Raw genomic sequence first — 13,558 nt, 5'->3', positions numbered from 1 at the left:
GGTGCTTCATATTGAAATTACGTCATTTTCTCTTAGGTGCAGGAGTCGGATTATGCGCTGCCATCGCAGTGAAAAAGTATGCGATGAAACCTTATATCTCTTCAGAAAAAGCGCTCCGTATCGTGAAAGCGGCTTTTAAACAGCGCGGGCCGATAGACGGATCATGGATTTACACAGAGCCCGAGCCCTACCAGGTAAACGGAGAAACCATCCAGGTATACAAAACCGGCGTGACACGTTCGGCATTCGGCGAACTGGAGCAATATGAAGTTATGGTCAATGCAAAAACAGGCCAGATTGTCGATGTCATTGATTCTGTCGCCTCATAATTCGGACAAGCAAAAAATAAAGCCCAAAACCATCAGCGTTTTGGGCTTTATTCGGTTACATCGGCCGAATTCGTTTATATACGGGGTGCCACATCGCGTCCTGCACCGCTTGGATCAGATCCTCGGGTTCCGTTTCCGCTACACCGTCCTGAATGGCTGCTTTCGCTACAGCTACCGCCACGGTTGCCGATACCGTCCTGAGATCCTCCACTTTCGGAAGCATCGGCGCACCGGGCTTGCCGACGTCCACCATACCGGCGATGGCATTCGCGCAGGCAACGAACATATTGTCCGTAATGAGCCTTGCTTTCGTCACAATCGTTCCGAGCCCGAGTCCCGGGAATACGAGCGCGTTATTCGCCTGTCCGATATGGTAGGTAACGCCGTTATACGCAACAGGCGGAAATGGACTTCCCGTAGTGACAAGCGCGCGGCCTTCCGTCCATTTAATTAAATCTTCAGGTTTTGCTTCTGATAATGTCGTCGGGTTTGACATCGGCAAAATAGCGGGCCGTTTGACATGCGAGGCCATTTCTTTGACGATTTCTTCCGTAAATGCGCCTGATACGGTGGATGTGCCGATCAGAATCGTCGGCTTGGCTTGACGCACCGTCTCCGCCAGATCGATTGATCCGCCTTCACCGCTGCGGCCGTACTCTTTCACTTCATCAGCAGGGCGAGCGTACGGAACCTGAAAATCACGCAAGTCCTTCATATCATCCGTTAACAATCCGTTTCTGTCGATACACCAAAAATGGCTGTAGGATTCTTCTTCGCTTAATCCGTCATGCACCATGGCTTCGCGCAGCTGCTCAGCAATTCCGATACCGGCCGTTCCCGCGCCGAAGACGACGACTTTATGCTCTTTTAAAGGCACTTTTGATGCTTTCGCACACGCTAAAACAGCTGCAAGCGATACCGCGCCCGTTCCTTGAATGTCATCGTTAAACGTACAGACTTTATCTTTATACCGTTTTAATATGCCGCGGGCGTTAGCCGTACCGAAATCCTCCCAATGAAGCAGCGCATTCGGGAATGTTTCCCGGGCAAGCGAGACATACTCATCAATAAAGCGGTCATATTTCTCGCCGCGTACTCTTGAATGCTGGTTTCCGACGTAAAGCGGGTCATTTAAGAGGCTTTCCTGATTTGTCCCCGCGTCCAATACGACCGCAAGCACTCGTGACGGATCAATTCCGGCCGCCGCCGTATACACCGCGAGTTTTCCGACAGAAATGGCGATGCCGCCGACGCCCCAGTCACCGATTCCCAGAATGCCCTCCGCATCTGTGGCAACGATTAAGTCAATGTTTTCATTTTTTCCGAACTGCTGAAATGCGGCGCGCATTCCTTCAGGGTCATCTATTGACAAATACAGACCGCGGGGTTTTCTGTACTCATGGCTGTAACGCTGGATCGCAGTGCCGACGGTCGGCGTATATACGATCGGAAGCATTTCGCCTAAATGATCATTTAACAGCCTGTAAAATAACGTTTCATTCCGGTCATGGAGAGCGGTCAAGTAGACATTTTTGCTCAGCTCATCAGGCTGCGAACTGAATTGTTCGTAGGCCCGCCTCGCCTGCTCTTCGATTGTCAATACTTTCGGCGGCAGAAATCCCTCGAGCCCGAGTTCCTTTCTTTCCTCCTGTGTAAAGGCCACCCCTTTATTTAAAAAAGGCGTAGAAAGCACTTCTAATCCGCGCAGAGTTGTTTTGATTTCTCCATCTTTCGTCACTTGAAATTGATTCACCTGTCTCTTCCTTTCAAAGCAATTTGTCTTAGGTTTGCTTTTATTCCCGAAATTCATACAGGTAAATCATCGATCCGCTTATTTTTTCTCCCGTTTGACAGATGCAGCCACTTCGCCGTCTTCGCCCCATTTTACCGCTCTGTAAATCGCGTCGTGATAGAAAATCAGCCAGGCGTCTTTTTCTGCCGCGAACGTCTGCCATTTCTGCTTTTGCGGAATGGAGGTCATTGGATAATCATCATAGGCCAGCACCCATAACGGATTTTTATGCGCATTCGTCGGCATCAGGTCGGCAAAATGCACAGCCGTCTCCCCTCCGTCTTCTAAGACGATAACGCTGTGGCCGTCGCTGTGGCCGCCGGTGTGGTGCATCGTAATGCCTTCTGTCAGCTGATACTCGTTCTCAAAGGTTTCGACCTGATCTTGTACCGCCTCCCAATTTTCTCTCCAATATGTATTTTTCGATCTGATATTAGGATTTCTCATTTCGCGCCACTCTGTCGCAGAAGTGATAATGCGGGCATTCGGGAAAACAGAGACAAGCTCCTCTCCGCTGTACTCCGTCAGGCCGCATGCATGGTCAAAATGAAGATGGGTCATCGCGGCAATATGAATGTCCTCACAGGAAAGCCCGAGTTCACGAAGAGATTGTTTCAAATTGGATTCCTGTGTTACGCCGTAATTCCTTTTTTGTTTATCAGAGAATTTCCCTCTGCCGATACCCGCGTCAACCAATATATTCAGGCCGTTTGTTCTGATCAGAATCGGGTCTGTTCTTAATTCAATCTGGTTTTTGTCATTTACGGGGTATTTTCTCGACCATAAAGGCTTCGGGACAACGCCGAACATCGCTCCGCCATCCATATGCGTTACACCGCCGTCCAGCCATGTTAATGAAATATTCCCAATATTCAATGTCTCCATCTTTATCCCTCCTGATGTAATGGTAGCAAATGGCGGCATAAAAAAACAGACTCCCGCATCAGAGTCTGTCTTTTGTTCTCCATTCAACTTCGGCCCGGTAAATCGGCTGGCCGAGCGCGGAGAATTTTTCTTCGTATTCTGTCATAATATTGCCCTTCGGATCGCTGTTGTGCAGATCAAGGCTGACTTCCGTCAGAAACAGGCCGTATTCGGAAAAGCTTTTCAGAGAGTATTCGAATAACCCGCGGTTATCGGTTTTAAAATGAATCTCACCTGTTTCGCCCATCACTTCTTCGTATTTTTTCAAGAACGTTTTAAATGTTAAACGGCGCTTTTCGTGACGGTTTTTCGGCCACGGGTCAGAAAAGTTTAAATATACGCGCTTGATTTCTCCCCGTTCAAATACGTCATTCAGTGTTTCCGCGTCTATATTTAACAAACGGACATTGTGAGCCCCGCTGTCCTTTACTTTTTGGACGGCAGTGACGATGACGCTTTTAAACAGCTCAATCCCGATATAGTTGATATCCGGATTCTGCTTGGCCATTCCTGAAATGAACTGCCCTTTTCCCGTACCGACTTCAATATGGATCGGGTTGTCATTGCCAAAGACCGTGTTCCACCGCCCTTTATACTGGGCCGGGTCACTGATGGCGATGTCAGCGTTTTCTGCCAGAAAATCATTCGCCCAAGGTTTATGGCGCATTCTCATATGATTGACACCTCTATCTATAATTTCGAGTAACAACATACCATGAAACATAAAGAGCCGCAAGCGCCTTTTAAAGGCGCCGGCTGCATAAAAAAAGAGGCTCCCCGGTCCGGAACACTCATGTGATGCATAAAACCGCACCGCTTTGCACAATGTATGACACAGAAAGGATGTGTATATGAATCATGGGCTTAACAAGCGAACATCAGGTCCGGTTATTAAAGGACATACTGGCCGACCACCAATTGGATTGCTGCGGCACGGTTGCCGAGTATGAACAGCTGGAGCGCGTCATCAAATCACTGATGGCCAACACCGGGCTTGATTCAAATATAAAAAACGTGCTCGAGGATGTCTACCGCTACAGCCAGTCCGGCATCACGGCCGATTCCATCGACACGCATATTCAGGAGCACCAAAACCATTTGTCCCAATGGGTGGAGCAGATGGATTCGTACTCCTGACTACTTGACAATCCGCTTCATCAGGGCATGAAGCTCTTCCATGGCATCATGATACGCTTTGTCGTTTCCTTTTGATTTGTGCCAGGCGATGAAGGTGATGGTCTCCGATAACATGTACCACGCCATCCGCAGCCGAAGCCCTTCCGTGAGCTTCATGCCGTACATCCCAAGCCAGCTGTCCCACGCTGGCTCTTCGACGTAATGATACAATAAAGGGCCGAGATCCATGGCCGGATCGGCTATCATGGCGCCGTCCCAATCTATTAAATACAGCTGGTTGTCTTCAGACAGAAGCCAGTTATTATGATTCACATCACAATGGCAAACGACTTTTTCACCGAATTGCACCTGATCCACATGAGCTTCCAAATAAGCAAGGCCTTCCTGAATAAGCGGCGAAAATTGCCGCACGGCAAAGACGGCCTGCTTCAGCTGCGACAAAAGGGCGCCCGGATCAAGCGGTTCTTTTCCCAATCTTTTCAGCATGTCGAGCAAAGCTTTTGATGTGTGGATTTTGCGGAGCAGCTCAGCCACCGGGCGTCCGCTCATATCCTTTGCCTTCAGCTCCCTGCCCGCCATCCAATGCTGAGCCGTAATGACGTCCCCGTTTTCCATCCGTTTCGTCCAAACCAGCTTCGGAACAATGCCTTCGGCGGATAACACGGCTAAAAAGGGCGAGCTATTACGTTTTAAAAAAAGCTGTTGGCCGTTATGTTTCGCATAATATGCATCTCCTGTAGCTCCTCCGGCGGGGAAGATCTCCCAATCGCTACCTAGTAATTGTCCCAACCAGTTCATATCAATGTTCAACCCATCATTTCTTAAAATATTTTAGAATAGGCCTCCAGCCTTTCACTATTGGCGGAGCGGCCTGTCATAAACAATTTCATGAGAATAAAAAAGACAGCTATTGAGAGTCTCATATGCTAATCAATAGCCGTCCTATAAATTTTAGCGCTACAGCACAAACTTCGTCAAGCAAAACTAGCAAGAACACCTGTGAATTCTGAAGATTTATGCCGCGAACCGCTCTTTGCCGTGAAACATGTGACGGGTTTCATTTGTTTATTATGTTTTTATTTTCAACGGCGCGCCGCCCGGCATAAGCCGAAACGGGGTCGTTCCGATCAGCTCGCCGTCAGCGTGAAACGGAATTTTCCCATCTGTTTCAAAAACGAATTCCTTCCCCTTTATCATCGTCACTCCGTCCATTTTGATATGCCGGCCGAAGCTCATCGCCCATAAAAAACGATACAGCGAGAAAAAGGACAGGTTTTCTGCGATGACAATATCAAAATGGTTTTGACGGGGATTTGCTGAAGGCGCCGCTTTCATGCCGCCTCCGTAATAAGGGTGATTAGCCGCAATGACAAACCAGACATTGCGGAATTCACGCCTCTGGCCGTCTGCCGTGCAAACAAATCTGAACGGCTGAAACCCCGAGGCCGTATGTAAATGCGCGAGCGGGTAAATCACAAAGCCGAGACGCAAAAACCGAAGAACGCGCGATAACGGAAAATTCGCCGCCGCTTTCAAAACTGAGGCATCGAAGCCGACAGACAGGTGGTTAATAAAATAAAGTGATTGCGCTTTGTCATGAAAAAAGTTGATGTTTCCCGCAAAAAATTTCCGTGTGAGCGGGCGGTGCAGACTTTTGATTTCTTGGAGGAGCGCCGACTTCTTAATACCGAGCCCTTTCGAAAAGTCATTGTACGAACCGGCAGGCACAAAGGTCAGCTCAATCTGATCCGTTCCTTTCAGTCCGTTAATGACTTCATGCATCGTACCGTCACCGCCGATGACGAAGAGCCGCTTAAGCTTATGATCCTGCATCATTGAAATCTGTCTCGCCAGCACTTCCGCATGTCCGGGATGCCCGGTCAAAAAAGAGCGGTGGCTGACCCCGCGCCTGGTCAGCTCTTTTTGAACTGATTTCCAGACACGCCGGCCCCGCCCGCCTCCTGAGACCGGATTAATAATAAAAAACCATTGACTCATCGTTTGTTTTCACCTGCTTCATAGATGAAGAGACAGCCGGCAAACGTCCGTTTTAATCTAGCCATTCCTGTCTCCGGCTTGAATCGCTCAAGCCGTAAGACAAAAGAGCCTTCGCCGCCTTCAGCTGGTGGTGCTTGATCGGCGCCGTATTTTTCTGCTGCTTTTCCAGCCACTCTGCGGCAGTCCGTTTATCAGCTATTTCCAGCCCGTACGGCGGCTCCGGATAATCAATATAAGACGTTCTGCTGAGCAAAAGCTTCCGCACGGGAATGTCGGCCTGCTTTTCTTTTACGATTTGCGAAACGACCGAGCCCGTCCGGTGCAGGCTGAGAGACGGATTCAATACTTGACGCGTGCTGCCGGAGCCCCTTTCTTCCCAAAAACGGTGTTTTGAACCGATATATACGCTGTCCTCTTCCGCTTCCATAAAAGCGGCGCAGAAAATCTCCAGCGGCGAGATGATGATCATGCTCAGTTCGACGGACGCCTGCTGAATTTGCAGAACCGGATGATACATCACAAAATAGGAATCGGGCAGCTTTTGAGCCAGCATTTTTAACATCCTGTCCCTTTTGACCGCCTGCGAAAGCTCAGACTTTTGAGAAAGCGTAGAGCTCGCCCATTTTAATTGAAAGTCATACAGCTGATCTTTGAAAAAAGGCGCGAGCTCAGATTTTTGAGACGGAAGATTCCCGAACAGCGCCTCTTCTCCCTCCGGCTCATCAAACCATTGGTGCCTCTTTTCATTTATATCGGCCGTATTTTCTTCTTTTCTCTTTTTTAAAGAAAATTTTTTCCTGGCCGGCGCTTGATTTGTTTCCCCGCCTGCAGCCGTTTCCGTTTCTTTTTCTTCCGTCATCCGGTCAAACGCTTCAAGAAGCGCCTCCCAGCGTTCTTTCTTCAGCCGGATAAACTGGTTCATATAATGATATGGATCAAGTTCATATCTGGATATGCAGTCGTGAATTTTGATGATCTGTGCCATGTGATTTCTCCACTCCGAATATTTGTTTATGTCAATTGAAACTGTGCGATTTCTTCGTATTTAGGCGACCGGTCAAGATGGGTCTGAAACAGGGAAAACCGGCTGACGGCACTTTGCACCCTGCCGCTTTCAAACGGCACATCGTCAGGAAACGGCCGGTCTCCCGCCCACTTCCGCGCCATCGTCATATGAGGGTGATACGGCCGTTTTTCCACTTGAAAACCGGCTTTCAAAACAGCCTGTTTTGTTTTTTCCCGCAAATCAAAGAGCAGTTCATTCCGTTCGGGCTCAAGGTGAAGCACTCTCGGCTGTCTGCGGTCGCCGAAAATATCCAGATGCTGAAACTGTACGGTAAACGGCTGCGCTGCCGACGCCGCATCTGCGAGCAGAGACGATAATTTCGCAAGCCGTTCTTCATCCGCGGCTCCGAGAAAAATGAGTGTAATATGATAGTCATGCGGGTGCACCCATTTTTTGAATGATAACGCCGGCTCCTTTTTGGCTGCTTCCCAAATCGGTTCAGCAATGTCAGCCGAAATCGGAATGCCGATAAAATAATGCGGCAATGAAGCTCTCATACGAGGATCTCCCCCTCTTTGGTTATGGTGTTATTATAAAACGGATAAGCGGAGAGGAGAACCCTGTCCGCTCATTATGATAGGATATTATGTACCGAACGTTTTATACAGAAAGGAATGAGCCGGCCTTGAAAATCGTAAACAGCACGGCGGAGCTGATCGGCGGCACACCGATCGTAAAGCTCAATCGCCTTCAGCCAGAACATGCAGCACAGGTCTATTTAAAATTAGAATCGTTTAACCCGAGCGGCAGTGTCAAAGACAGAGCGGCTTACAATATGATCATTGAAGCGGAAAACAGCGGGCATTTAAAACCTGGCTCTGTCATCATCGAACCGACAAGCGGCAACACGGGCATCGGCCTGGCGATGAACGCGGCGGCGCGCGGCTACAAGGCAATCCTCGTCATGCCTGACACGATGACGAAAGAACGCATCAACCTCCTGAAAGCGTACGGCGCGGAGGTTGTGTTAACACCGGGGGCGGAAAGAATGCCCGGCAGCATCAAAAAAGCGAAAGAACTCGCCGAACAGATTCCGGGAAGTTTTATCCCGATGCAATTCGATAACGGCGCAAATCCAGATGCCCACCGAAAAACGACCGCCATTGAAATCTATCAGGCCGTTCAGCAGCTCAACAGACCGCTCGGTGCTTTTGTGGCAACGGCGGGAACGGGCGGAACCATTACCGGAACCGGAGAAACGCTGAAGGAGCTTTTCCCGGATATGATTGTTCATGTCGCCGAGCCGGCGGGTTCCCCCGTCCTGTCTGGCGGAAAACCCGGCGCTCATAAGCTTGTCGGGACAAGCCCCGGATTTATTCCCGGCATACTGAATCAGGACGTTTACGATGAAATCATGAAAATATCTGATGAAGATGCGTATACGACAACACGTCGTCTGGCCCGGGAAGAAGGTATACTCGTCGGCCCGTCTTCAGGCGCCGCCTGCTTCGCCGCCATTGAAACCGCAAAACGCCTCCCTTCCGAACAGATCGTCATCTGTATGACGGCTGATACGGGGGAACGTTATTTATCAACGGATTTATGGTCATTTGAATGATAAAAAGGGATGCCGCTTTCGGCGTCCCTTTTTATTATCACTTGGCAAGCTCATAAATGGCTTCGGCGTATAAAGCGGTTGACCTAAGAAGGTCATCGATTTCAATGTACTCATCCTTTTGATGCGCGCTGTCAGGCCGGCCGGGGAACAGCGGACCGAACGCGACGCCCGCCGAAAGGGATCTCGCATACGTTCCTCCGCCGATTGAAATCAGATCCGCTTTCTTTCCCGTCTGTCCTTCGTAAACCTTTTGAAGCGTCTTTACGAGCGGATGATCGGCAGAAACGTGGTGCGGTTTGCTGTCTTTAAATTCTTCAAGCCGGAATTCTTCAGCAGACGTAAAAGCATCACGGATGACTTTGCTGTCTGAAGTGACGGGATAACGGATGTTGATGCCGAGTTCTCCTTCCTCACCCTTTCTGTATGTAAAGGTGCCGACATTCAATGTAAGCTCTCCGCTGATGTCATCCCTGCAATCAATTTTCAGCTTTTTGCCTCGTGTATCATTTGAAAAATAGTCACTGACGGTTTTGACAAAGTGCTTTCCGGCTCCATCCAGCTCCGTTCCGTTAAGGCATTCAGCAAGCTTTAAGCCGGCATTGACACCATTATCCGGTTCCATCGCATGGCATGATTTTCCGTATACCCGAAGCGTCAGTTTTCCATTTTCCGAAACTGCTTCACCCTGTGTTTTTGACTGCTCAAGCCATTTGCTGAAATATGCGTGCACGGCATCAAGACCGTTCCCTTCAATAACCGCTTCAGCCGCATCCGGCACCATGTTCAAGCGCAGTCCTGAACGGAAGGACAGAAGCCCGTTTTTTGCGTCTTTATCAGAAGCGCTTTTTGCAATGCGCAGTGACGCATCTATAATTCCTTTTTCCGCGTTAATGATCGGAAAATCTGCGTCAGGAGCAAAGCCGATGTCAGGCATTTTTTCGTGTTTGAAGTAGTGATCCACGCATCTCCAATCACTTTCTTCATCCGTTCCGATTATGATTCTCACGCGTTTGGATAAAGGAAGCTGCATGTCTTTGACGATTTTCAGCGCATAAAACGCCGCCATTGTCGGCCCTTTATCATCAATGGCGCCTCTGGCATATATCCGGCCGTCCCTGATATCGGCTGAAAACGGATCGCTCGTCCAGCCGTCTCCGGGCGGAACGACATCGACGTGGCACAAAACGCCGACGATTTCGTCACCCGTTCCCCATTCAATATGGCCCGCATAGCCGTCAAGATTCTTTACGGTGAAGCCTTCTTTTTCACCGAATTCCAGCAGTGACGTCAGGCTGGCATTGACGCCTTCTCCAAACGGCCGGCCGGGACCGGCTGTTGTTTCGTCCATTACGCTGTTGATCTGCAAAAACTTCTGCGTGTCACGGATCAGATCTTCTTTGTTTCTGATGACTTCAACTTCCCAGTTCATCACAAATCCCCTTTCTTGATAAAGACTTGCAAAATGTCGATAAAACGAATAATATAGATGATGTTTTGAAAAAATGTTCGTCATTGGAGGTACTTATGTTTCATCTCGACAAGCATCAAACGACAATAAAAAGAGAAATTACCGCGGGATTGACCACCTTTTTCACAATGGTGTATATCATTGTCGTCAATCCGGTGATCCTTTCCAACGCGGGAATTCCGTTTGACCAGGTGTTCACCGCGACGATTATCGCTTCCATTGTCGGAACTTTATGGATGGCTCTCGCTGCGAATTTTCCGATCGCCATTGCCCCCGGCATGGGCTTAAACGCGTATCTCGCCTTTCACGTTGTCGGCACAGGCAGCGGCATTACGTATCAGACGGCTTTCAGTGCCGTTTTTATCGCGGGAGTCATCTTTATTATTTTATCGTTAACGCCTTTAAGAAAACAACTTATAGAAGCGATTCCGGACAATTTAAAATACGGAATTACGACCGGCATCGGCTTATTTATCGCTTTTATCGGCTTACGCCAATCCGGAATCATCACGGCTGATAAATCCAATCTGGTCGCACTCGGCGATCTTCATTCGCCCGCCGTCATTTTAACGTTAATCGGACTTATCATCAGTATTGTACTGATGGTGCTGAATGTAAACGGGGCTCTGTTCATCGGAATGGCGCTGACCGCTATCATTGCCTTTTTGACCGGACAGATCCATTTCGCGAAAGGATTCATGTCCTTCCCGCACCTGCCGGAGGGGCTTTTGATCACAAATCCGTTCGGTGCCCTCGGGGATGTCGTGCATCACGGTCTGTACGCCGTTGTGTTTTCTTTTCTTCTCGTTACGATTTTTGACACGACCGGCACCATGATCGGTGTCGCCGAACAAGCGGGATTGATCAAAAACAATCAGCTGCCGAATGCCAGAAGAGCGCTTTTGGCTGATTCGACCGCTACGACGGTGGGAAGCATCTTCGGCACCAGCCCGACGACCGCGTTCGTTGAATCTTCAGCAGGTGTGGCGGCCGGCGGAAGAACGGGTCTGACGGCGCTGACGATAGCCGTTATGTTTGCCGTTTCCATGTTTTTCAGCCCGCTTGTCAGCGTCTTATCGGAAGTGTCCGCGATTACGTCACCGGCTCTGATTATTGTCGGCAGCCTGATGATGGGCGCGGTCTCGAATATCCGCTGGAATGAGCTTGATGAAGCGTTCCCGGCCTTTCTCGTCATTTTGGCGATGCCTTTAACGTCCAGTATTTCAACCGGAATCGCACTCGGCTTCATTTCATATCCGCTTGTTAAAGCAGCTAAGAAAAAATGGCGCGAAATCCATCCTCTAGTCATCATCTTCGCCGTGCTGTTTTTTATTCAGCTTTTTATTTTGAACGGACATTAAGAAAAATCCCTTTCCTTTTTCGGAAAGGGATTTTCACATATAAAGAACGGAAAGAATCGCGGCAATGAGACACCAGGCGGAACAGATGATTTGAATGACGGTTAATGCGCTGTTTCGCGCCCGGAAATAATCATCACTGTCTCTCTTGATACCGCTTAAAACCGGTTTATCCGTGATCCGGTCAAATAAAAGCGACGCGGCATAGCGGCTGACGATCGCAAATAAAATAAGGACTGCCGGCTTCACTAAGAGCGGAAGAACGAGAATAAGAGCCGTAAAAGCCGCGGTTAAAAGGTAAAGCTGCCGGAGATACCCGCCGTTTCGGATCAGCACTTTAAAGAACAATTCTTTCCACGCCGTATACGCCGACCGTTTTGTAAAGATGTGCTTTGAGCCGGGATATAAAAACGGCTTGCTCCGCCCTTTATTTTTACCATTCGGGAGCTGCACATCATGGCTGAGCATCAGAACAGAGGCCGCGAATGAAAGCTTGCGCCTGTTCTCCTCAAGCACTTCTTCCTCAAAGGCTGATAATGTCTCCGTCCCTTTCCAAGTCAAAAGAGCGGAACAGATGAACAATATACAGCCCGCCGGCCAAAGCCAATACCATTCGGCGGCAAAGACGATCATAAAAAACGCCCCCGCCATCAGAACCATCACTTTCAGCCAGCCCGCTGCCTGATTCCCGAATGTCCGCCTGCTGTTTTTTCTGTGCCGGTGCACCGCTAATATTGCAGTATGGAAGCCGAACAGACAGCAAAACATACCTGAATATGCCGGTAAGGTACAGTCACCGTATTGGCGCCATAAGGGAAATAACAATACGGCAAACGCACCCCATTTGATAAGGGAAAGGAACATCGAATACAAAAGCGCATACCGTTTCAGCTTTTGCATCAGATGTTTTGCATGCACCAAAAATACGTGATCCGCTTCCAGCAAAAAGGTATGAATAAAACCCGTGCACAACAGCAGAGCACTGAATACATACAGCCAGCCCCACCCTAATACTCCTGCCGCTCCATTAAGAAGCCCCCTGCCGTTCAGCCAATCAGCATATTGATAAACGGCAAATGCGGCAGCCGGAAGAACGATATACAGCGCGACCGTCCAATCAATGACCGTCTGGAACACCTTCCATTGATACCGCCAATAATGAAACAGCCTTTGAAAAAACAAAGCCCGCCCGGTCATCGCTGACTGCTCCGAACCGCTGAATAAAAGCAATCCAGCAGTGAACGGCTCCCCGTTTTTTCCTGAAGCTCCTCTAACGTGCCTTGAAGAAGCAGAGCGCCCTGATCCAGCAAATAAAACCGGTCGCAGATTTTTTCCGCCGTATCCAGAACATGAGTGCACATTAAAATCCCCGCGCCCCTTTCTTTCTCAGCAATCAGCATGTCGGTAAACAGCTTTGTTGAGATCGGATCAAGTCCGATAAAAGGCTCATCAATGATGTAAATATCCGGCTTCGCCAAAAATGCCTGTATGAGCATCAATTTTTGCTGCATCCCTTTTGAAAAGCCGGAAGGCAAATCATGTTTTACAGACGTCAGCGAAAACTCTTCAAGCAGCCGCCCTGCCCGCTCACGGCATTCTTCCCCTTCTATACCCCGCAATGACCCGGTCAGCTCGAGGTGCTCCCAAAGCGTCAGTTCATCGTAAAAACTCGGACGCTCCGGTATGTAAGCATAAGAGGAATCATTCCACTCAATATCGCCTTCTATATCCCGGGACAGCCCGAGAACCGCCTTTATCACTGTACTTTTCCCCGCGCCGTTCGCTCCGATTAAACCGGCAATTTCACCAGCGTTGACTGTCAGAGATACATCAGAAATCACCTTCGGCCTGTCAGCATAACCGGCGCAGACAATGTTTGCATTCAATAATTCTCCCAAACTTCTCACTCCCCCGTTTTCATACGGACA

At 49.1% G+C, this 13,558-nt stretch carries 14 protein-coding genes; 4 read left to right on the top strand and 10 right to left on the bottom strand.

Features of this window, described 5'->3' with window-relative positions; all coding sequences use genetic code 11:
- Positions 1-11 precede the first annotated feature (11 nt).
- Positions 12-329, top strand: coding sequence for a PepSY domain-containing protein (locus tag K3G25_RS03890; RefSeq protein WP_003152366.1), 318 nt, complete (start codon positions 12-14; stop codon positions 327-329).
- Between the two features lie 55 nt (positions 330-384).
- On the opposite strand, the gene K3G25_RS03885 is transcribed toward K3G25_RS03890, so the two are convergent.
- From K3G25_RS03885 to trmB, 3 genes are all read right to left on the bottom strand, one after another.
- The gene (locus K3G25_RS03885) at positions 385-2,082 is read right to left on the bottom strand and encodes an NAD-dependent malic enzyme (protein ID WP_007408782.1); all 1,698 of its coding nucleotides are present in this window, start codon (positions 2,080-2,082) and stop codon (positions 385-387) included.
- A 78-nt stretch (positions 2,083-2,160) separates the two neighbouring features.
- Positions 2,161-3,006 carry a YtnP family quorum-quenching lactonase gene (locus K3G25_RS03880; protein ID WP_021494470.1) on the bottom strand — a complete coding sequence of 282 codons (846 nt, stop codon included), beginning with the start codon at positions 3,004-3,006 and terminating at the stop codon, positions 2,161-2,163.
- A 58-nt stretch (positions 3,007-3,064) separates the two neighbouring features.
- A complete protein-coding gene (gene trmB, locus K3G25_RS03875) occupies positions 3,065-3,718 on the bottom strand; it encodes a tRNA (guanosine(46)-N7)-methyltransferase TrmB (RefSeq protein ID WP_103526692.1) in 654 nt (217 codons plus the stop codon).
- Between the two features lie 185 nt (positions 3,719-3,903).
- Here trmB and K3G25_RS03870 point away from each other — a divergent pair, with 185 nt between their 5' ends.
- Positions 3,904-4,182, top strand: a complete 279-nt coding sequence (locus tag K3G25_RS03870; protein WP_003152357.1) for a YtzH-like family protein — start codon at positions 3,904-3,906, stop codon at positions 4,180-4,182.
- Here the strand turns inward: K3G25_RS03870 and K3G25_RS03865 are convergent, their stop codons facing one another.
- The 4 genes from K3G25_RS03865 to thpR all read right to left on the bottom strand — a co-directional run bounded on the left by K3G25_RS03865 (position 4,183) and on the right by thpR (position 7,743).
- Positions 4,183-4,980: a phosphotransferase family protein gene (locus K3G25_RS03865; protein WP_003152355.1), complete on the bottom strand. Its 798-nt coding sequence runs from the start codon at positions 4,978-4,980 to the stop codon at positions 4,183-4,185.
- 270 nt (positions 4,981-5,250) lie between these two features.
- Positions 5,251-6,180, bottom strand: coding sequence for a YegS/Rv2252/BmrU family lipid kinase (locus tag K3G25_RS03860; protein WP_138092787.1), 930 nt, complete (start codon positions 6,178-6,180; stop codon positions 5,251-5,253).
- A gap of 52 nt (positions 6,181-6,232) precedes the next feature.
- Positions 6,233-7,165: a hypothetical protein gene (locus tag K3G25_RS03855; protein ID WP_095272654.1), complete on the bottom strand. Its 933-nt coding sequence runs from the start codon at positions 7,163-7,165 to the stop codon at positions 6,233-6,235.
- A gap of 26 nt (positions 7,166-7,191) precedes the next feature.
- Positions 7,192-7,743: an RNA 2',3'-cyclic phosphodiesterase gene (thpR, locus tag K3G25_RS03850; RefSeq protein WP_045208531.1), complete on the bottom strand. Its 552-nt coding sequence runs from the start codon at positions 7,741-7,743 to the stop codon at positions 7,192-7,194.
- Between the two features lie 89 nt (positions 7,744-7,832).
- Between thpR and cysK the strand changes: the two genes are divergently transcribed.
- On the top strand, positions 7,833-8,804 hold the full coding sequence (gene cysK / locus K3G25_RS03845; protein WP_020954278.1) for a cysteine synthase A: 972 nt from the start codon (positions 7,833-7,835) through the stop codon (positions 8,802-8,804).
- A 37-nt stretch (positions 8,805-8,841) separates the two neighbouring features.
- On the opposite strand, the gene pepV is transcribed toward cysK, so the two are convergent.
- Complete coding sequence (gene pepV / locus K3G25_RS03840) at positions 8,842-10,233, bottom strand: dipeptidase PepV (RefSeq protein ID WP_014418667.1); 1,392 nt, start codon at positions 10,231-10,233, stop codon at positions 8,842-8,844.
- 95 nt (positions 10,234-10,328) lie between these two features.
- Between pepV and K3G25_RS03835 the strand changes: the two genes are divergently transcribed.
- Positions 10,329-11,633 (top strand): NCS2 family permease, encoded by a 1,305-nt coding sequence (locus tag K3G25_RS03835; RefSeq protein ID WP_014418668.1) that lies wholly within the window; start codon positions 10,329-10,331, stop codon positions 11,631-11,633.
- Between the two features lie 33 nt (positions 11,634-11,666).
- On the opposite strand, the gene K3G25_RS03830 is transcribed toward K3G25_RS03835, so the two are convergent.
- Complete coding sequence (locus K3G25_RS03830) at positions 11,667-12,827, bottom strand: ABC transporter permease (RefSeq protein WP_109567135.1); 1,161 nt, start codon at positions 12,825-12,827, stop codon at positions 11,667-11,669.
- The gene (locus K3G25_RS03825; RefSeq protein ID WP_109567136.1) at positions 12,824-13,528 is read right to left on the bottom strand and encodes an ABC transporter ATP-binding protein; all 705 of its coding nucleotides are present in this window, start codon (positions 13,526-13,528) and stop codon (positions 12,824-12,826) included. Before K3G25_RS03825 ends, K3G25_RS03830 begins: the two co-directional genes overlap by 4 nt.
- Positions 13,529-13,558: the final 30 nt, after the last annotated feature.

Origin of the sequence: Bacillus sp. FCW2 (genome assembly GCF_021228595.1) — a bacterium.
Taxonomy (GTDB): domain Bacteria; phylum Bacillota; class Bacilli; order Bacillales; family Bacillaceae; genus Bacillus; species Bacillus velezensis.
This window is presented reverse-complemented; position numbering and strand designations above follow the sequence as displayed.

Bases quoted from the DNA above. Each gene is read 5' to 3' on its own strand.
- K3G25_RS03830 (WP_109567135.1), bottom strand. From the start codon at position 12,827: ATGACCGGGCGGGCTTTGTTTTTTCAAAGGCTGTTTCATTATTGGCGG.
- K3G25_RS03865 (WP_003152355.1), bottom strand. From the start codon at position 4,980: ATGAACTGGTTGGGACAATTACTAGGTAGCGATTGGGAGATCTTCCCC.
- K3G25_RS03860 (WP_138092787.1), bottom strand. From the start codon at position 6,180: ATGAGTCAATGGTTTTTTATTATTAATCCGGTCTCAGGAGGCGGGCGG.
- K3G25_RS03835 (WP_014418668.1), top strand. From the start codon at position 10,329: ATGTTTCATCTCGACAAGCATCAAACGACAATAAAAAGAGAAATTACC.
- cysK (WP_020954278.1), top strand. From the start codon at position 7,833: ATGTACCGAACGTTTTATACAGAAAGGAATGAGCCGGCCTTGAAAATC.
- K3G25_RS03870 (WP_003152357.1), top strand. From the start codon at position 3,904: ATGGGCTTAACAAGCGAACATCAGGTCCGGTTATTAAAGGACATACTG.
- thpR (WP_045208531.1), bottom strand. From the start codon at position 7,743: ATGAGAGCTTCATTGCCGCATTATTTTATCGGCATTCCGATTTCGGCT.
- K3G25_RS03880 (WP_021494470.1), bottom strand. From the start codon at position 3,006: ATGGAGACATTGAATATTGGGAATATTTCATTAACATGGCTGGACGGC.
- trmB (WP_103526692.1), bottom strand. From the start codon at position 3,718: ATGAGAATGCGCCATAAACCTTGGGCGAATGATTTTCTGGCAGAAAAC.
- pepV (WP_014418667.1), bottom strand. From the start codon at position 10,233: ATGAACTGGGAAGTTGAAGTCATCAGAAACAAAGAAGATCTGATCCGT.
- K3G25_RS03855 (WP_095272654.1), bottom strand. From the start codon at position 7,165: ATGGCACAGATCATCAAAATTCACGACTGCATATCCAGATATGAACTT.